The sequence below is a fragment of the Synechococcales cyanobacterium CNB genome, assembly GCA_030263455.1.
Lineage (GTDB): Bacteria > Planctomycetota > Phycisphaerae > Phycisphaerales > UBA1924 > CAADGN01.
The window spans coordinates 206860-225772 of sequence record SZOZ01000004.1 but is presented as its reverse complement, the minus strand read 5'-3'; the positions used below and the strand labels follow the sequence as shown (position 1 = coordinate 225772).

15 protein-coding genes and 1 tRNA gene are annotated in these 18913 nt (G+C 69.6%); 6 read left to right on the top strand and 10 right to left on the bottom strand.

The features are described from left to right. Positions 1-422: 422 nt before the first annotated feature. The 5 genes from FBT69_06075 to FBT69_06055 form a co-directional block, all read right to left on the bottom strand. The gene (locus FBT69_06075; GenBank protein ID MDL1904371.1) at positions 423-1349 is read right to left on the bottom strand and encodes a prepilin-type N-terminal cleavage/methylation domain-containing protein; all 927 of its coding nucleotides are present in this window, start codon (positions 1347-1349) and stop codon (positions 423-425) included. Continuing rightward, on the bottom strand, positions 1267-2277 hold the full coding sequence (locus tag FBT69_06070; protein ID MDL1904370.1) for a FecR domain-containing protein: 1011 nt from the start codon (positions 2275-2277) through the stop codon (positions 1267-1269). The genes FBT69_06075 and FBT69_06070 overlap by 83 nt, the downstream gene beginning before the upstream one ends. Further along, complete coding sequence (locus FBT69_06065) at positions 2274-2783, bottom strand: sigma-70 family RNA polymerase sigma factor (GenBank protein MDL1904369.1); 510 nt, start codon at positions 2781-2783, stop codon at positions 2274-2276. The genes FBT69_06070 and FBT69_06065 overlap by 4 nt, the downstream gene beginning before the upstream one ends. A gap of 120 nt (positions 2784-2903) precedes the next feature. Next, entirely contained in the window at positions 2904-3665 is a 762-nt protein-coding gene (locus tag FBT69_06060) for a hypothetical protein (protein MDL1904368.1), read from the bottom strand. Between the two features lie 78 nt (positions 3666-3743). Next, on the bottom strand, positions 3744-4688 hold the full coding sequence (locus tag FBT69_06055) for a class I SAM-dependent methyltransferase (protein ID MDL1904367.1): 945 nt from the start codon (positions 4686-4688) through the stop codon (positions 3744-3746). On the opposite strand from FBT69_06055, the gene sucC reads away from it, so the two are divergent. The 4 genes from sucC to FBT69_06035 all read left to right on the top strand — a co-directional run bounded on the left by sucC (position 4687) and on the right by FBT69_06035 (position 9351). After that, positions 4687-5904, top strand: a complete 1218-nt coding sequence (gene sucC / locus FBT69_06050) for an ADP-forming succinate--CoA ligase subunit beta (GenBank protein MDL1904366.1) — start codon at positions 4687-4689, stop codon at positions 5902-5904. The genes FBT69_06055 and sucC overlap by 2 nt on opposite strands. A 311-nt stretch (positions 5905-6215) precedes the next feature. Beyond that, the gene (locus FBT69_06045) at positions 6216-7010 is read left to right on the top strand and encodes a hypothetical protein (protein ID MDL1904365.1); all 795 of its coding nucleotides are present in this window, start codon (positions 6216-6218) and stop codon (positions 7008-7010) included. 50 nt (positions 7011-7060) lie between these two features. Next, complete coding sequence (locus tag FBT69_06040; GenBank protein MDL1904364.1) at positions 7061-8170, top strand: hypothetical protein; 1110 nt, start codon at positions 7061-7063, stop codon at positions 8168-8170. Further along, positions 8053-9351 carry a right-handed parallel beta-helix repeat-containing protein gene (locus FBT69_06035; GenBank protein ID MDL1904363.1) on the top strand — a complete coding sequence of 433 codons (1299 nt, stop codon included), beginning with the start codon at positions 8053-8055 and terminating at the stop codon, positions 9349-9351. The genes FBT69_06040 and FBT69_06035 overlap by 118 nt, the downstream gene beginning before the upstream one ends. A gap of 15 nt (positions 9352-9366) precedes the next feature. On the opposite strand, the gene FBT69_06030 is transcribed toward FBT69_06035, so the two are convergent. After that, positions 9367-9957, bottom strand: coding sequence for a hypothetical protein (locus FBT69_06030; protein ID MDL1904362.1), 591 nt, complete (start codon positions 9955-9957; stop codon positions 9367-9369). A 174-nt stretch (positions 9958-10131) separates the two neighbouring features. Beyond that, complete coding sequence (gene pckA / locus FBT69_06025; GenBank protein MDL1904361.1) at positions 10132-11727, bottom strand: phosphoenolpyruvate carboxykinase (ATP); 1596 nt, start codon at positions 11725-11727, stop codon at positions 10132-10134. A gap of 148 nt (positions 11728-11875) precedes the next feature. Here pckA and FBT69_06020 point away from each other — a divergent pair. Further along, positions 11876-11949: transfer RNA gene (locus FBT69_06020), tRNA-His, on the top strand. A gap of 10 nt (positions 11950-11959) precedes the next feature. Here the strand turns inward: FBT69_06020 and FBT69_06015 are convergent. The 3 genes from FBT69_06015 to FBT69_06005 form a co-directional block, all read right to left on the bottom strand. Then, positions 11960-13840 (bottom strand): response regulator, encoded by a 1881-nt coding sequence (locus tag FBT69_06015; protein ID MDL1904360.1) that lies wholly within the window; start codon positions 13838-13840, stop codon positions 11960-11962. Positions 13841-13959: 119 nt separating this feature from the next. Then, positions 13960-14814, bottom strand: coding sequence for a fructosamine kinase family protein (locus tag FBT69_06010; GenBank protein MDL1904359.1), 855 nt, complete (start codon positions 14812-14814; stop codon positions 13960-13962). After that, a complete protein-coding gene (locus FBT69_06005) occupies positions 14807-17752 on the bottom strand; it encodes a DNA gyrase subunit B (protein ID MDL1904358.1) in 2946 nt (981 codons plus the stop codon). Before FBT69_06005 ends, FBT69_06010 begins: the two co-directional genes overlap by 8 nt. Between FBT69_06005 and FBT69_06000 the strand changes: the two genes are divergently transcribed. After that, a complete protein-coding gene (locus tag FBT69_06000; protein ID MDL1904357.1) occupies positions 17727-18887 on the top strand; it encodes an aminopeptidase P family protein in 1161 nt (386 codons plus the stop codon). The two genes, FBT69_06005 and FBT69_06000, sit on opposite strands and share 26 nt — an antisense overlap. The last annotated feature ends 26 nt before the right edge of the window (positions 18888-18913 follow it).

Genomic DNA, 18913 nt, shown 5'->3' with positions numbered 1-18913 from the left:
GCACGATTGTCGCGTGGCCTGCCGCGCGCGGGGGCTGAGGGGGCCATGCCTCAGCCCCGGAGGGGCGGCCGGGGCGGGTACCCGACCGAGGGGTGCATGAGGGAGGAGGAGGCGGCCGCGACGGCCGCCCCACGAGGGGAAGGAGAATGGAAGGAAGGCGGCCGGGACGGCGGCTTCGGGCTTGACGATGCTCGTCGGCCTCCTGCCCGACCGTGTTCGCGCACGCGGCGGCGGGCGAACAACCAGAGGATCTCCGCCCGGTGCGTCCGGTTCGGCGCGCACGCGGGCCGCCCCTCCGGCGGGGCACTGCCGCTCCCTTCGGCCCGGCTGGTGCGCTCGCCCGTGCTCAACCGACACTCATTGCGTATGAACAAGGAATGGGGGCGGGTCGGCGGAGCCATGCTGACGCCGTGCCCGGCTCGTCACGGCCCGAACCCCATCGAGTACGCCCCTTCCCCGACGACGTTCTCGTTGCGGGCCGAGCCGTCGAGGAAGGTCAGCTGGCCGCGGCCCGTGCCGTGCCACCAGGCGTAGACGATCCACTCGAAGGTCCGTCGGTGGAGGGCAACCGTCATGGCGCCGGAGTCGCCGAGGAGGACGAAGCGCGAGGGGACGACCTTGACGCGGTCGGGTCCGAACCAGGGGCCGTAGACGGGGGTGTTGTTGATGCGTCGCTCGTACATGACGCGGTTGGCCTCGTAGCTGTTGCCCATCATGCCGAAGACGGTGGTTTCGCCCGCGCGGCTGGCCGCGCCGAACTCCTCCCAGGGGATGGGGACTTCGGGGTGTCCGAAGTAGCGGATGCCGTCGTCGTTGGGGCACCGGAAGATGCGGGCGAAGGCGTCGGTGGTTTCGTCGAGGCCGAGGTAGGGGTTGACGGGCCGTCGGACGGCGAGGAGGTCGGAGGGCGCGTCGGGGTCTTCGCCGTCGTAGCCGTAGAAGTGGACGCCGCCCCAGCCCCAGCGGAGTTTCTTGTTGTATTCGGGGTCTGCGCCCCATGGGAACCGGTCGAAGTCGTCGAGGTACATGGTCCAGGCGATGCCGTGCTGGCGGAGGTTGCTCAGGCATGCGGCGTCGCGTGCGGCGCGGCGTGCCTTGCCGAGGGCGGGCAGCAGCACGCCGATCAGCAGGGCGATGATGGCGATGGCGACGAGAAGCTCGACGAGCGAGAAGCCCGGGCGCGCGGCGGTGGTGCGCGGTGGCCGCATCAGGAACTTTACGCAGGGGGCGGGCGGGCCGTTGCGGCAACGCCCTCGGTTGCGGGCCTTACCAGGCGCGGCGCAGGTCTTCCCACCAGCGGTCGAGGGCGACGGGGTCGAGGGAGGCGGCATCGGCGGTGACGGCGGCATCGGCGGGGGGGGCGATGCCGGCGAGGCGGGCGATGACGGCGGCGCGCGAGTCGCCCTCGGTGCGCGGGATGAGGTGCCAGAGCGTGAGCGAGTCGCGCGGGCGGGCCGCGGCGAGCAGGTCGGCGAGGGCGTCGGCGTCCGTGCCGCTCCGTTCGAGGGCGTCGGCGGCGGCGTGGACCGAGGGGGGGGCGTCGTCGAAGACCGGGATGCCGGGGCCGGACGCGCCCGAGATGCGGCAGGATGCGCCCGCGGGGACGCGCGAAGCGACGGGCCTTGCCCGGAGCTCCACCCAGCCCGCGGTGACTCGGAGGATGCCGTCGCCGCGTTCGCCGACCGCGAGGTCGTAGGCGCAGCCCATGTCGATGGCGGTGGCGGCGGGCGTCTCGACGAAGAAGAGGCGGGGGGGGGCGTAGATGAACGCGCTGATCTCGCCGCGGGCGAGTTCGAGGCGGTGCTCGCCGGCTCTGGCGCGGAGGAGGCGCAGGCGCGAGCCGCCCTCGACGGTGACGCGGCCGACGCCGGCGCCGGTGAGGCGGGCGCGCGAGCCTTCGGCCGTCTCGACCCATCGGCCCTCGCGCCAGCCGCGCGTGCCGGCGAGCGCCGACGAGTCGAGGCGTACGTCGCCCGTCAGCGCGGCGATCTCCCAGGCGGGCGAGAGAGCGGGGCGCACGACGAGCCAGCCCACGAGCGAGAGAGCGACGGCGGCCGCCGCGGCGAGCGACACGCGCAGCACCGGCGAACGCGGCAGGGCCGGCGCGTGCCTGCGAGGCGCGGCGGCGACGGTACCGCGCTCGGTGAGCGCGGAGAGGAGGGCGGCCGCGTCCGGCGCGGCCCGTTCCGATCGCAGGGCGCGTTCGAGCGAGGCGACGCGGGGGTCAGGCTCGCCGGTGCGGTCCCAGAGGTACGGGTTGTCGGGGGGAGGTGTCATGGTGCTGCCTCTTCGATGCCGAGTCGTTCGCGGAGGAGTTTCATGCCGCGGTGCAGGTTCACGCGGACGGAGCCTTCGGTGAGTCCGAGCCGGCGTGCGATGAGCGGGCCGGGCATCTGTTCGATGAGTCGGAGCGCGAGCGTGTCGCGGTAGGCCTCGGGGAGCGAGCGGATCGCGTCGAGCGCGCGGGCGGCGGTGATGCCTTCGGCACTGGTGTCGCGCGTCGAGCGTGCGGCCGCGGCGGCCTCGCGGCGGGCGCGGCGTGCCGCGGTGCGTCTGTGATCGCCCGCCCTGGCCCGTGCCGAGGCTGCGAGCCAGGGGCCGAGCGATTCGTCGCTGCGGAGGTCGTCGAGCCGCTGCCACGCGCGGATGAAGACCTCCTGCGCAAGGTCGTCGCAGTCGGAGCGCGGCGCGCGAGCCAGCAGCACTCCCCGCACCAGCCCGACATAGCGCACATAGAGATCGGCAAAGGCATATCGGTCCCCGGCGCGCGCACGGGCGAGCAACTCGGCATCGGAAGGCTCGGCGTGCGCGGCCTCGGGCGCGCACGGCTGCCGCGCTCCGGCGTGGAGCGCGACGCCGAGGGCATGCGTCGGGTCTTGCGCGGCGTGGTCCACGCGATCACCTTACCGCGAGTCGGCGGTGCGGAGAATGGCGGCGGCGGACTCGTTCCAGTGGGCGAGATGGGCGTCGATGTTCGCGCGCAGGAGCGACTTCTCGTCGTGGACGCCCCGGATGGCGCGCCGCATGTGGGCCTCGTAGAGGTCGCGCTGGCTCTTGCGCACGCCTGGGTGGACGGCGTTTGCCGCCGCGAACTCCATCGCCGGGTCGCCTCCGGAGAGGTCGATCGCGCGAACGAGCCAGGCATAGCCCTGCACGTCCGCGGCGAAGCCGGGGCGCGACTTGTCCGGGCTGATGTTCATGTGCCAGAGGCAGGCGGCGAAGTAGCCGGCGTCGAACCAGGCGCGGGCGCGCTCCGCGGCGGTGGCGCCGGCGTCGGCCTCGCGGTCGAGGGCGATCCACGCGAGACGCGCGAGCAGGCCGGCGCACGCGGACTCGTCGCGGTACAGGTAGACGGTCGCGCGGCGTAGCGTCTCCATGCGGACGAGCGTCGAGTCCGTCGCGCTCAGGAGTTCGAGCGTCTGCTCGGCGATGCGCTTCATGTTCGCGCCCTTGCCCGCGCCCTCGAACGCGCCTTTGCCCCACGGCAGGCTCTTCGCGTCGCCGATCTCGATCTCGACGCAGACGAGGGGGGGGCCGGCTGTCGCGTGCTCGGCCGCCGGGGCGGAGCCGCGCTCGCCGCCGGCGGCGGTGGCGAGGAGGGTGGGCGAGGTCGCAAGCCCGATCAGGCCCGCGAGCGCGAGGGTGGTGAGGCGAGTGCCCGGCATGGGTGTGTCTCCTGTGTGGAACGGCGTGATGGCCGTCGCAGAGGAGACGCCGCGGAAACGGCGGGTGTTAGCGGTGTGTCAGCGGATTCGCCGCAGCACGGCCATGCCGTAGTTGTACGGCGAGGTGTAGAGGTTGCAGGCGGTGTAGCGGCCCTCGGCGAGGGCGGGGAGAGCGTCGATGAACCGGCGTGGGCCGTCGTGGCCGCACTGGTCGGGGAAGACGTCGTGCAGGACGACGGAGCCGCCGGTGTCGAGGAACGGCTCGACGGCGCGGAAGTCGCGCGTGACCCCGGCGAGGGCGTGGTCGCCGTCGATGAAGGCGAGCTGCACGCCCGAGGCGGCGAGGTCGGGCGCGGCACGGGTGATCTCGCGTGCGCTGTCGCCGCGGTGGAGGGTGACGAGGTCGTCGAGTTCGGCGCGGCGGAGGGCGTCGCGGACGAACGAGAGATCATCGGGCACGCGGGCCGCGGCGAGCGCGTCGGGGTGCGCCCAGGCGAGCGTGTCGAATCGGTCGAAGCAGTGGAGGCGACGGCCGGGGCCCGCGTCGCGCAGCGCGGCGGCGATCCAGTGCGTGCTGACGCTCATGAAGGTGCCGGTCTCGACGACGACGCGCGGCGCGGCGTTGCGGACGAGGGCGTAGAGCAGCAGCCCCGCCTCGGGCGAAAGCGAGCCGGGCCACGACGCGGGCATCGCGTAGAGGCGTTCGAGCGAGGCAACCCACGGGATGGCGCGGTCCATCCAGGCGGGCAGCGCGTAGCACGGCCGGTGCGTCGCGGGGTCGGAGGCGGGGTAGTGCGCGAGGCCGGGCGGCCCGGCTGCGCTCGCGCCGTGGCGGCGGTGTTGCGTTCGGCCGGCGCGCACGAACTCCCACAGTGCGTTGCGTGCCCGCTGGATGGCGCGATCCGAGGCGGAGCGGAGCCGTTGCATCGCGCGATGATACCGGCTGGTCATCTCAGACCTGCCGCTCTGCCGTTGCCGGTGTACCATGCCGCTCGCAGGCAGGCTGTTCACGGAGGCGCGCATGAAGATTCACGAGTACCAGGCGAGGGAGTTGCTCCGTGAGGCCGGCATCCCGGTTCCGCCGGGCGAGGTCGTCACGTCCATCGAGCAGGCGGCCGCGGCGTACAAGAAGGTCGTTGCGGAAGCCGGCCTCGGCGAGGGCGGGCTGGCCGTCGTCAAGGCCCAGGTTCACGCGGGCGGGCGCGGCAAGGCCGGGTTCGTGAAGCTGGTGCGCTCGGCCGACGAGGCGGAGCAGGCGGCGCGGTTCATGCTCACGCACCGCATGGTGAGCGTGCAGACGGGGCCGGAGGGGCTGGAGGTCCGCAAGCTGCTCATCGCGGCGGGGGTTGAGATCGCCCGCGAGTACTACCTGGCGATCACGACCGACCGCAAGTCGCGCCGCAACGTGCTCATCGCGTCGGCCGAGGGTGGGGTGGAGATCGAGCAGGTGGCGCACGCACGCCCGGACGCCATCGTGCGCGAGCCGCTGCACCCGCTGCTGGGGTTGCAGGCGCACCAGGCGCGGCGTGTGGCGTTCGCGCTCGGCTTCACCGGGCGGCTGGCGATCCAGGCCGCGGACGTGATGATGCGGCTGGCGCGGCTGTTCGTGGAAAAGGACTGCACGCTGGCGGAGATCAACCCGCTGGTGCTCACCGCGCCTCATGCCTCGGACTCCAAGCCCCAGTCCCAATCCGTCATGGCCATCGACGCCAAGTTCAACTTCGACGACAACGCGACCTTCCGCCACAAGGACGTGCAGGCGCTGTTCGATCCGAGCGAGGAGAACCCGGCCGAGTTGCGTGCCCACGCCTTCGGCCTGTCGTACATCGCGCTCGACGGCAACATCGGGTGCCTCGTGAACGGAGCGGGCCTTGCGATGGCGACGATGGACGTGGTGAAACTGCACGGCGGGGAGCCGGCCAACTTCCTCGACGTCGGCGGGAGCGCGAGCGAGGAGGCCGTCACCGAGGCCTTCCGCATCATCCTCTCGGACAAGCGTGTCAAGGGCATCCTCGTCAACATCTTCGGTGGGATCATGGACTGCGCCGTGATCGCCCGCGGCGTCGTGAACGCCGCTCGCGAGGTCGGCTTCACGGTCCCCCTCGTCGTCCGCCTCGAAGGCTCGAACGTCGAGGCAGGGCGGAAACTCCTGAACGATGCCGCCGCGACGCTGCCGACGCTCCAGGCCGCGACGGACCTGGGGGATGCGGCGAAGAAGGTGTGCGCGGTAGTGGGGTGAGGCTCACCGATACCAGGACTGGCATGATCTCCGGTCGGTCATGGGGATGGTGTACTTGAAGAGGCGGCAACGGCTCGGGGGCAGCGCACGTAGTTTGTTCGGGACCGCCTGCGATGGAAGCACGGCGAGTTGACAGAGGGGAGTGCTTGCGGGTACGCTGGGGACACTTCGTGGAAGGAGAAAACGAATGCGCACTCTGCCTCACTCTGCCTCACTCTGCCTCACTCTGCCTTCTCGCCTGCCTGAGCGTGGCTCTCTGTTGTTTTGCACCCGCTCATGCCCAGTATTCGCAGAACTCCGACGTCAACTACATGCAGATCAGCGCCAGAGGCTGGTTGTTCTGCCCGGCTACCAGTGCTAACGAGATTCGTGGGTTCCTGGCGCTGCTGGAAGATGGACTGGCAATCGGATCGAACATCGAACTCGTCTGGTACCAACGAGAAGCGAACGGGTCGTGGACCTCTTGGGGATGGGAGCAGCGGGATCTGGGAGAAGCGGTCTGGTGGGTTCGATCGCACCTGAACGACCCGCTTGCGTTCACGCTCGATGTTGAACTCAACGAGGCCGCGGAATCGGTAGAACCGGAGGCTGCAACGCCTCCGGTTCCGCTCGTCAATGGCCTGTTCTTCGACGACCCCATCCAGCCGGTTGTGCAGCAGTCAGAAAATGCCGCCGCTGTGGTGGATGGCTTGGCGGTGGCCGGGTGGCAGGTCGCACCGATCATGTCCTCGCTGGAGGCGGGCGGCGTTGCACCGTGCGACCAACAGTCAGTCAATGCCATGCAGTCTCTCTTGAACGATTTGGCGTCTGATGTGGAGATGGCCTACTTCGGAACTGCCACGATCTCCAGCACCTGTTCGTGGCCGTGCAAGTGCACCTACACCTACGGCGCGCCGACTTGCGGTGCGTGGACGTTTCTTTACTCTGTTCCTCAATCGGGCGGCGGCTTGGTGTGTCATTATTCTCGCAGTTGTACGCGGACGTGGACTTCGACAGGAGAAACTTGGCTTCTGTGCAGAGACTGTGCAGCCACGGGCACTGAAAACTACATTGAGCGAGCAAGGACCAATGCGCTGCCGGGTGATCCTTGCATGCCGCCCCCCTGAGAGCCTCGGCCGGGGAGACGCACCGCATGTCTGTTGATCTGCTCCCACCGTTGCTGCTCCTGTCGGCAGTGGTTGTCGCCGTGCTGTTGGTTTGCGGCCGTGTTCGTTGGCGGACGGTCGGCATGGTTGCGGCGGCGGGTGTGGTCTGCGGTGTGCTCGGCGTGATCGTCCGTTTCGGGCCTGTCCAGAGAGCGATCCTGCCGTTCCGGTATGAGCCGGCAGAGGTCTTCATGGGCAACCAGGTCTGGCACCCGCACGGGGCGCCGGCAGCGCTCGAATGGGTTGTGATGCTTGGGCGACTGCCGGCGCCCGTTGAGTCTGACGGTGCGCCGCCTGCGTACTCGGTCAGGGGTTCCGGCCATCTACCTGCAATCGCCTACCACGATCCCAGCAGCGTCTGTCGGGTGTCGGATGGTCTTGCCGGCGTTGCACCACCGGACCCGAGCACGACGCCGGGCGTGAAGGTGTATCGTGGCGTGAGCGCGGCGCTGTTTTACGCCTTCGGTCCTTCAGAGACGAACGCACTGCTCCGCGGCTCCTTTCTGGTGTTCTACCACGGCGCGGCCTGTGCGCTCGTTTTCTTGTGGGTGCGTCGTTCTGACCGATCCGTCTTGACGCGAGTTTCTGTCTCGAAGGTGGACCGCTCAGCAACGCTCATACGCTCGGCATGGCTCTCGGTCTTCTGGCCCGGACTCGCCATGCTCTCGCACGCTTTTTTCTTTGAGTTGCAACTCGCGTTGTTCCTGGACGCGACACGACAGGGGACTTACAACGAGATCCCGCTGGCCCTGGGACATGCCGGGATCGCGGGCATCTGGTTTGGAGCGGCAGCCGGGCATATTCTCACAATCCGCTCGGTCGTTGTACGGATGGTTCGGGCGCGGGCAGCCGACGCCGGATTTGAACCGATGTGCCGACACTGTGCGTACCCGGTGGAGAGCGAAAGCCCGCGTTGCCCTGAGTGCGGCACGAACGATCCAGCCAATCTCCCCGCGATGGGGCGCGCTGCAACGGTTCGTCGTTATGCGCTCGTCGGCCTGCAATGGTGCGTCGTGCTGGTGCTCCTCTGCGCCCCGCTCACCCTGCCGCTTTTCGGTGCGCTGCTCCCCGCTCGACTTCTGGATATTGTGGGTACGGTTTGGAAAGTTATCGTTCCATAAAGTTTGCTGTGCCGGTTGTGTTGCTCCTCGCGTCATTCCCCGTTCTCGCCGACCAGCACCACGTCTCTCCCGGCCAGGAGTGGTCGCGGCTTGCGGCGGTCGTGCGGCCGGGGGATGAGATCGTGCTGCTGCCGGGGGTGCATCGGTCGGCCTCGCTCGCCGGGCTGCGGGGCGAACCGAGCCGCCCGATCGTGATCCGCGGGGCGGACGCCGAAAACCCGCCTCGAATCGAGGTCGGCGCGACAGGCCCCGGGTCCGGCCTCCTCTTGCAGCGCCCGCGCCACGTGATCGTGCAGGATGTGGTCATCGCGGGGGCGCGGCACAACGGGATCAACATCGACGACTCGGGCGGGGGTGGGGCGGTCGGCGAGCCGTGGGCCGCGGACGTGACGCTCCGGCGCGTCGTCGTGCTGCGGACCGGGCCGAGCGGCAACACCGACGGCATCAAGCTCTCCGGGCTGCGAGGCGTGCGCGTCGAGCGGTGCCTCGTCGAGGGGTGGGGCGGGAGCGCGATCGACATGGTCGGCTGCCACGACGTGACGATCGAGGGCTGCACGTTCCGCGGGCTGCCGGGGCACGAGCAGTCGAGCGGCGTGCAGGCCAAGGGCGGCAGCACGCGCGTGCGGATCGTCGGCTGCCGGTTCGAGGACGCGGGTCAGCGGGCGGTGAACCTCGGCGGCTCGACGGGCTCGGCGTACTTCCGCCCGCGCGTGCCGGAGGAGGCGGGGCCGGGCACGCGCTTCGAGGCCGAGGACGTGATCGTCGAGCGGTGCGTGCTCGTGGGCGGGGACTGCGCGGTCGCGTTCGTGAACTCGCGCGGCGGCGTGGTGCGCGACTGCACGATCGTCGGTCCGCGCCGCTGGGCCTTCCGGTTGCTGCACGAGACGGCGGATGCGCGGTTCGCCCCGTCCGAGGGGGGGGTGATCGAGGGATGCCTGCTCGTCTGGCCGGGGGAGGGGTTTCGGTCGCTCGTGAACGTCGGCCCCGGCACCCGGCCGGAGAAGTTCCGCTTCGGCGCGAACGCGTGGTGGTGGCCCGGCGCGGAGGGCGCTGCGGGTGTGCGCGCGCTCGAAGCGCTCCCCGGCGAGCGCAGGGGTGAGCAGGCTGTCATCGACCCGCGCCTGGACGGCGACCATAGGCCGACGAACGCCGCGGCGGGGCGGTTCGGTGCGACGCGGTGAGTGAGTCGCCGCGCGTCAGTTCGTCCGCCGCCTGCGGAGCAGCGCCGGCGTTGCGAGCGCGAGCGCCGCGGCCGAGGGCGGCGTGGGGATGAGCCAGAACTCGAGGGTGTAGCCGGTGTTGTCGGGTCCGGTCTGCTGGATGAGGTAGGTGTAGGTGCCCGGGCCGAGGGGAATGTCGAAGCCGATGCCGCCGAAGGGGATGTCGGCGAGTTGTGGCAGGACGTCCGTGCCGGGTACTTCCGGGAACATGTGGTTGGAGCCGAGGAAGAATCCGACGGTGTTCTGGTCGGGAATCCAACTCGTGTTGCCCTCGTTGATGGCGTGGAAGCCGAGGTTGCCGGGGCCGCCGGAGTCGAGGTCGACGTACTGGTGCTGGTAGAGTGCGGCGAGCGCCATGCCTGCCGGCACATCGAAGGTGATGTAGTCGCGTCGGTCGTCGGGTCCGAGAACGGAGCCGATGATGGTGTTGCCGCCGAGGCCGAAGACGAGCGGGGTCGGGGCGTTCGGGTCGCTGGAGATGTCGCCGTGGACGAACTCGTTCCAGCGGACGTCTGCGAAGGCGGTCGCGGCGGTGAGGGACAGGACGGAAACGAATGCTGCTCTCATGGTGGTCCTCCGGAGTGGGAACGGATGCTCGGCAGCAACTCTAACCGAGCGAGGACGGATCGCGCTCCCTCCAAATGATGGGGGGGGCGAGAAAGTGAGGCAGAGGATGATCGCGTGGCTGTTCCAAGCCGCGATCGGCCAGATTTCGACGGCGCTGAGCGTGTCAGCAGGGAACTACCCCCGCGGCCCCGCCTTGCGGACCGCCTCGGTCATGTCGTGCTTGGCGTCGTTCTCGCGGAAGAGGGCGGCGAGTTTCTTTGCCTGCTTGTCGTAGGCGGCGCCGTCGGGCCAGGTGTTGCGGGGGTTGAGGACTTCGGCCGGAACGCCTGCGACGGCCTTGGGGATCGGCAGGCCGAAGACGGGGTCGGGGGTGAACTGTGCCTTGTCGAGCGAGCCGTTGAGGATGGAGGTGACCATGGCGCGGGTGTAGGCGAGTTTGAAGCGGGAGCCGGTGCCGTAGGGGCCGCCGGTCCATCCGGTGTTGAGGAGCCAGACGCGGGCGTTGTGCCTGCGGATTCGGTCGGCGAGCATCTGGGCGTACTCGCTGGGCCGGCGTGGCATGAAGGGACCGCCGAAGCAGGCGGAGAAGTTGGGCGTCGGTTCCGTGACGCCCGCTTCCGTGCCGGCGAGTTTCGAGGTGTACCCGTTGATGAAGTAGTACATCGCCTGCTCTGGACTGAGGCGGCTGACGGGGGGGACGACGCCGAAGGCGTCGGCGGTGAGGAAGATGACGTTGGTGGGGTGCGCGCCGACACTGGGGATGACCGCGCCGGGGATGAATTCGACGGGGTAGGTGACGCGCGTGTTCTCGGTGATGGAGCCGTCGTCGTAGTCGGGAACGCGGGTTTCGGGGTGGATGGCGACGTTTTCGAGGACGGAGCCGAAGCGGATGGCGTCCCAGATCTGCGGCTCGCCCTCGCGGGTGAGCTTGATGCACTTGGCGTAGCAGCCGCCCTCGAAGTTGAAGACGCCGCGATCGGACCAGCCGTGCTCATCGTCGCCGATGAGTGCGCGGTCGGGGTCGGCGGAGAGAGTGGTCTTGCCGGTGCCGGAGAGGCCGAAGAAGAGGGCGACGTTTTTCGGGTCGGTCCTGGAGACGTTGGCCGAGCAGTGCATGGGGAAGACGCCGACCTCGGGCATGTCGAAGTTCATGGCGTAGAAGATGCTCTTCTTGATCTCGCCGGCGTACTCGGTGCCGAGGATGATGACGGTGCGTCGTTCGAGCGACTGCGCGATGAGGACCGGCCCCTTGACACCGAGGCGTTGCTGCTCGTCGGCGCTGAGGCGGCGGCGCGAGGCGTTCAGGATGGTCCAGTCCTGCTTCCACGAGCCGTCGCCGGAGTCGGACGTGCCGCCCGGCTCGATGAAGAGGGTCTTGGCGAAGAGGGCATGCCAGGCCTGCTCGGTGACGACGCGCACGCCGAGACGGTATTGCGGGTCCGCGCCGGCGAAGCCGTCGAAGCGGTAGACGGTGGGGCGTGAGTTCAGGTGTGAGATGGCGATCCGCTCAGCAAGCTCGAATGCCTCTGGCGAGATCGGCTGGTTGACGGATCCCCACGCGATGCGATCGTGGATGGCGGGGGTGTCTTCGAGGTACTTGTCCTTCGGGCTTCTGCCGGTGCGGTCGCCGGTTCGGCAGACAAGCGCGCCGTTCGAAGCGAGTCGCCCCTCACCGGCCGCCAAGGCACGCTCGATCAGCACGGCCGCGGACGTGGCGTCCACGACGCGGTTCGGGGCGAGGTCGAGCGCAACGGGTGCAGCGGTCGGCATTGCGGGCCTCCGGTGGTTGTTCGGGATGGGATGGGAAGGGTAGGTATGGGGGCGCGATCCGGCCAGCGAAACATGCGGGCGTTGACCGGAAGTCGCGGGGAGGCTTATGGTTGGTGTCGGTCGGCAGCGATCCGGCCGGCGCGAGACGGCGACTGTAGCTCAGCTGGTTAGAGCACCTGGTTGTGGTCCAGGGGGTCGCGGGTTCGAGTCCCGTCAGTCGCCCTTCCGATCGTCACGCCGCGGCCCGGTTGTCCGGCGCTGTCCGTTCGCCCTCGTCGTGCCAGCGGCGGCATTCAGCGATGAGTTTCGCCCGCTCGATCGGCTTGACCAGGTAATCGTCGCACCCGGCCTGGAAGCACGCGTCGCGATCGTTCGGCCGGTTGTTGGCGGTGAGCGCGACGATGGGCGTGCGGCATGCCGAGGCACGGAGTTTGCGCACCGCGCCGAGGCCGTCGAGTTCCGGCATCTGGAGGTCCATGAGAATGACGCTGAAGGGGGTCTGGGCGTTCTCGACGAGCGCGCAGGCCTCGAAGCCGTTGCGCGCGGTCTCGACGTGCGCGCCGGAGGATCGCAGCAGGTGGGTGAGCAGACGGCGGTTGTCGTCGCCGTCCTCGGCGAGGAGGACGCGAACGCCCCGCAGGGGATGAGCGGTGTCGAGCGGGGTGGGCGAGGCCGTGGGATGAGAGCCGGCGAGATTGAGACGGACCGTGAAGACGGACCCCTTCCCGCGCTCGCTCTGAACGGCGATTCTGCCGCCGAGCAGGCGGGCGAGATCGTTCGAGATCGCGAGGCCGAGTCCAGTGCCGCCGAAGCGGCGCGTGGTCGCCGTCTCGGCCTGCACGAAGGGCGTGAACAGCCGGCGCTGCGTTTCCTCGTCGATCCCGATGCCGGTGTCATGCACTTCGAAGCGGATGGCGGCTGGGCGGTCTGGATCGCCTTCGGCGTGGACTTCGATGCGCACGCCGCCCGAGAACGTGAACTTCACCGCGTTGCCCGCGAGATTCACAAGCACCTGGCGGAGGCGGTCGGGGTCGGACTCGATGGCCCGGGGCACGCCGGCGTGGATGACGTACTCGAGGCTGAGCCGTTTTCGTTCGGCGGCCGGCCGCAGGAGTTGCACGGTCTGCTCGACGATCTCGGCGGGCGAGCAGGCGACGCGGCTGACGGTCATGCGTCCCGCGTCGAGTTTGGCAAGGTCGAGCAGGTCGTTGATGAGCTGGAGCAGGTGCGTGCCGTTGTTGTGGATGATCTCGGCGTATTCGGCGCGCTCCGCCTCGGGGGTGCGAGAGTCCCGGAGGAGCTCCGCGTAGCCGAGGATCGAGGTCAGGGGCGTGCGCAGTTCGTGCGTCACGTTCGCGAGGAACTCGCCCTTGGCGCGGATGCCCTCCATCGCGACGGCGCGGGCGCGTTCGAGTTCCCTGAGTTGGGCGCGAACGGTGCGCGCCACAGGCCCGAGCATCAGGCCCGCGTACGCGGTGAAGAGCAGCGCGGTCACCGCGGCGAGCGCGAGGCTGGATCGGCTGAGGCTGCGGTGCTCTTCGTCGTGCAGGACGGTGAGGTCGCGGATGGCCTGATCCATGAGCGCGACCATCTGCGCGCTGAGCACCTCGATGCCGCGGCAGATGGGGACGATGGAGCCGATCCCCGCCCCCGTCTCGGCCGCGGCGAGCTCCTCCACGGCGGCCCTGGCGTCGGCATGGAGGCTCGCCAGGCGATCGGCGTAGCTCAACGCCTCGGGGGGCTGCGGCGGGCTCTCGCCCTGCGCGACGAGCGTCTCGAGCGTCGCGCCGATGGCGCGCACGGAATGGGAAGCGCTGTTGGCGTAGCGGCGAACACCGACCGAGTCGCTGTCCGCGGCGGCCTCGATCGCGGAGGCGGCGTCGATCGCGAGATCGCGGGCGTGGCGACGGACGCGCACCGAAGCGTCGATCGCGGGGTCGGGCGAGGTGTAGGAGTTGAGTTCGAGTTGCAGCCGGACGTGGCTGCCCAGCGTCACGGCGGCCATGACGATGAGCATCGTGCCGTAGAGGAAGTGCCATCGGCCCTGGTAAGCGGGGCGCGACACGGGTCCGAGTTCGTCGCGCGCTCGGCGTTCGCTTTCGTGCGTCTGCATGGCCACCGTGATCCCCGAGTCCCGGGGGGTGTATCGACACGAGGGCGGGGGTTCGTTCGCCCATCCCCCCGGTCGATGCCCGGATGTCGCGGAACACGCCCGTTGTGCGGGTCAAGGTCCTAGAACCCGAGGCCGCGGACGATCGATGCAGCCTGCGCGCCGTACCCGCCGCCGAAGAGCCGAGCATGGACGAGCAGCGGATAGAGCAGGTAGACATCACGCTTCCGGTGCCAGAAGCCGTCGTCGAGCGGCCGCAGTTCGGCGTAGCGTTCGAAGAACGCCCGTCCGAAAGTGTTGAAGAGCGTGATGAAGGCGAGTTCGACCTCCGGGTGGCCGTGGTAGGTCGCGGGGTCGATGAAGGCCGCGACGCGTCCCGCACGCGCGATGACGTTGCCGCCCCAGACGTCGCCGTGGAGGAGCGACGGGTGAGGCGGCTCGTCGATGATCTCGCCGAGCCGCGAGCAGAGCGACTCGATTCGGCGCATGACCGCGGTCTCGATGCCGCCGTGCGCCAGCGCCTCGCGCCCCATGTGGAGGAGTCGGTGTTCGGCGTAGAACGCGACCCACGAATCGCACGTCGCGTTCGGCTGCGGCAGGCCGCCGATGAGCGTGTCGCGTTCCATCCCGAACGATGGGCCGCGCACGGCGTGCAGGTCTGCGAGCAGTTCGGCGGCGTGGCGCTCGACCGAGGCATCGATCGGGTCGCCGCCCTCGACGAAGTCGATGATGAGCAGTTCCGGCGATTCGTGGAGCACGGCCGGCACGGGCAGGCGAGACCGCCCCGCCAGCTCGCGCAGCATCCAGCCCTCGAGGTCGAGGCGATCGGAGACGGAGCCGAGCTTGGCGACGACGACCCGCCCGTCTTCGAGGTCGAGCCGCCAGGCCTGCGCCACGCACCCGCCGGAGAGGCGCGAAGCGGCGCGCACGGGCACGCCGAGCGCGGCCTCGACCGCCCGCCATGCACCGTCAGACATCGAGGTTCTTCACCTCGAGGGCGTGGTCCTCGATGAACTTACGTCGCGGCTCGACCTGCTCTCCCATCAGCGTGCTGAAGAGGAACTCGGCCTCCTGGCCCATGTCCCAGTTCACGCGCAGGAGCGTGCGGCGCGTGGGGTCCATGGTGGTCTCCCAGAGTTGCTCCGCGTCCATCTCACCGAGTCCCTTGAAACGCTTGACTTCCAGCCCACGCCGCCCGAGGTCCAGCAGCGCGGAGAGGATCGCGGGCAGGTTCGGCGCCTCGACGACGTTCGACTGCTCCTCGGCGGGCGGGCTGTCGGCCTGTTCGGCATCCCCGCCCGCTTCCGCGGCGTCTGTCGGTCTGTTGCTCTGCGGCTTTGCCGCTTTCGTCGTCACCCAGGCGAAGCGAGCCGGCAGCCGTTCGCCGGTCACGGACTCCTCCTGCACGAGCGAGTAGTCGTCGATGGCAAGCCCGACGGATTCGAGATCGACGAAGACGCGCTCCAGTTCACGGTTCTCGTGCAGTTCGCGGATGACGGCGACCGGACGCGGGTCGGCGGCGGCGTGCCCGTTCACCGGCGCGGTGGTTTCATCGGCCAGCCGGAGACCCTCGGCTTCGAGGATGGCGTGGGCCTGCTCCTCGCTCCAGGCGTAGCGATCCTCGCCCCGCCACGAGACCTTGCGGGTGGGCAGGCGGCGCTTCCCCTCCGGGTCGTCGCTGCGGGCCGCGAGCAGGTCTGCGAAGGGCGCGCCGCGACGCTCGGCGATTTCGACCAGTTCGTTCAGGCGGCGCAGCAGCCGGACCGCTCGCAGCAGCGGCTGGCCCTCGATGCGCCGTTCCTCGACGACCTGCCCCGGATCGGCGTCGGTTCGCCTCACCGAGAGGTGTGCGCCGTCGAGACCGAGTTCGCTCAACACGTCCGCCAGTTCGCGGTCGTTGAGCACGTACCGGCCCTTGCCCTTGCGGATCAGCTGGTACAGGGGCGGCTGGGCGCAGTAGATTCGGCCGCGGCGGATCAGTTCCGGCATCTGCCGGAAGAAGAACGTGAGCAGCAGCGTGCGGATGTGGCTGCCGTCCACGTCCGCGTCGGTCATGATGATGATCTTGCCGTAGCGGAGGCGCGAGGCATCGAAGTCCTCGCCGATGCCGCAGCGCAGCGCGGAGATGAGCGTGCGGATTTCCTCGAAGGCGAGCACCTTGTCGATGCGAGCCTTCTCGACGTTGAGCAGTTTGCCCCGCAGGGGCAGGATGGCCTGCGTCTCGACGTCGCGTCCCTGCGTCGCGCTGCCGCCCGCAGAGTCGCCTTCGACGATGAAGAGTTCGGAGCGGTCCACGTCGCGGGTCTTGCAGTCGCGGAGCTTGTGCGGCATCGAGCCGCTTTCGAGCGCACTCTTGCGCCGTGTGAGTTCGCGGGCCTTGCGGGCGGCCTCGCGGGCCTGTGCGGCGACGATGCCCTTGAGGCACAGCCGCTTGGCCTCGGAGGGGTGCTCCTCGAGCCAGGCTTCGAGCGCTTCTGAAACCGCGGCCGCCACGATGCCCTCGACCTCCGGATTGAGCAGTTTTTCCTTGGGCTGGTTGTTGAAGGTCGGATCGCGGAGTTTGACGCTGACAATGGCGATGAGGCCTTCGCGCAGGTCCTCGCCGGTGGGGACGGGGTCTTTCTCCTTGATGATCCCCGCCTTGCGGGCGTAGGCGTTCAGCGTGCGTGTGAGGGCGACCTTGAAGCCCTGCGCGTGCGTGCCGCCGTCCACGTTGTTGATGTTGTTGGCGAAGGTCAGCAGAGTTTCGTTGTAGCCGTCGTGGTACTGGAGGGCGACCTCGCAGACGACGCCGCTGTCGGGATCCTCGCGGCGCAGGTGCACCGGTGCGCACATGGCGTTGCGTCCCGCCATCAGGTGCTCGACATACTCGACCAGCCCGTGCTCGGCGCGGAAGAGGTCGTGGCGCGGCTTGCCGTCCGGCCCGACGCGCTCGTCGCTCAGGCGGATCGAGACGCCGGGGTTCAGGTAGGAGAGTTCGCGCAGTCGAGTCGCGAGGGTCTGGTAGTTGAAGGTCGTATCGGGGAAGATCTCGTGGTCGGGCATGAAGGTGACAGTGGTGCCGGTGCGGCGTGCGCTGCTGGGGGGGATGTCGCCAACGACGTGCAGCGGCTTGCTGACGCGCCCTCGGGCGAACTCGATGCGATAGACCTTGCCGTCGCGCCAGACCTCGCATTCGAGCCACTCAGAGAGTGCGTTGACGCACGAGACGCCCACGCCGTGGAGGCCGCCCGAGACCTTGTACGCGCTCCCCTCCTGGCCGAACTTCCCTCCGGCGTGCAGGCGCGTCATCACAACCTCGACGGCCGGCTTGCCGTTGAGTGCGGGGTCCTCGTGCTTCATGGGGCCGACCGGGATGCCTCGCCCGTCGTCGATGACGGTGCACGATCCGTCGGCCTGGATGGAGACGGCAACGATGGTGGCGAAACCGGCCATCGCCTCGTCGATGGAGTTGTCCACGGTCTCATAGACGAGGTGGTGCAGGGCATTGAGGCCCGTGCCGCCGATGTACATCCCCGGACGCTTGCGGACGGCGTCGAGCCCCTCCAGCACCTTGATCTGTTCTTCGCCGTAGGCGCCGTCGGGGCGGTTGGACACGGGTTCGACCTCGACCTTCGCCGCCCGGACCGGCGCGGCCGCGGGCGTTTCGATGGGGTGCTTCTGGGCCATTCGGGTGGTCGCTCGCTCTCGTGGTGGTGGCGTTCCGAGGGGTGGCGGAGAGGCATCGAAGGGCGTGCGCCCGGGAGGTGGTTGAGGGCGTGCCGGGAGCCTCGGAAACAGGCCTCTCATTGTAGCGCGCCGGGGGCGGTTACGCTCGCTCCGCCGAGGCTCGGAGAGGGTGGTCGGGGCGTCGTGCGCGCGGGCGTAGAGTTGCCCACTGGAGGCACGCATGTCCCTGCCGAACGCCACGATCATCGCGGGAATTCCGGCCCGAAACTTCGCGCTCTACCACGCCATCCGCTTCAGCGCGGGCGATCCGGCGGCGTTCATCGAGACACCCGGCAGCAACGGCAGGCCGACGCGAACGCTCATCATCCGCGACATCGAGATGGGACGCGCCCGCAAACACGCGAAGGCGGACCGCGTCGCCTGCCCCGCGGACTTCGCGCCCGAGGGCGGGCTGGCGGGCGACAGGGAAACCGCCACGGCCCAGGCGGCAGCCGAGTGTCTCGTGCGGGCGGGAGTTCGAACGGTGCGGGCCGACCGCACGCTGCCGCTGATCTTCGCCGAGACGATTCGTGCGGCCGGGATCGCGGTCGAACTCGACCCGGACCTCGGCGTGAGCGACCGGCGCCGCAAGGACGAGCGCGAGGTCGACGCCATGCGAGCCGCCCAGGCCATGACCGAGTCCGCCGTCCGGATGGCGTGTGAAACCATCGCGCGGGCGGCGGCCGCACGCGACGGCACGCTGATGCACGGGGGCGAGCCGCTCACCGCGGAACGCCTGCGCTTCATGATCGACGTTTACCTGCTCGAACGCAACTACGAGAACGCGCCCGCGATCGTCGCCTGCGGCCCAGAGGGCGAAGACTGCCACAACCTCGGCCGCGGGCCGCTGCGCACCGGGCAGCCGATCATCGTGGACGTCTTCCCGCGAGACCGCGCCACGCTCTACTGCGGCGACTGCACACGCACGGTCGTTCACGGCGATGCGCCGGACTGGCTCGTAGCCATGCACGCGGCGGTGGTGCAGGCGAAGGCCGCCGGGACCGCTGCCATCCGCGCGGGCGCGGCGGGTGAGGCCGCGTACCAGGCGTGCCTCGCTGCAATCCAGCGTGCGGGATGGGATCGGTCGCTCCTGGCGCCCGAGGCGCCCGAGGGGTTCTGCTCGCTCCAGCACGGCCTCGGGCACGGCGTCGGGCTGGAGGTGCACGAGCCGCCGCTGCTCGATCTCGGTGGTCCCGTGCTCGTTGCGGGCGACGCGGTCACCGTTGAGCCGGGGCTGTACGCCAAGGGGCGGGGCGGGGTGCGGATTGAGGACGTCGTGATCGTCCGCGAGAACGGGTGCGAGAACCTCGGCACGCTGCCCGAGGGTCTGTGCTGGCGGTGACGCCGGTATGCTCCGTCGTCCAACCC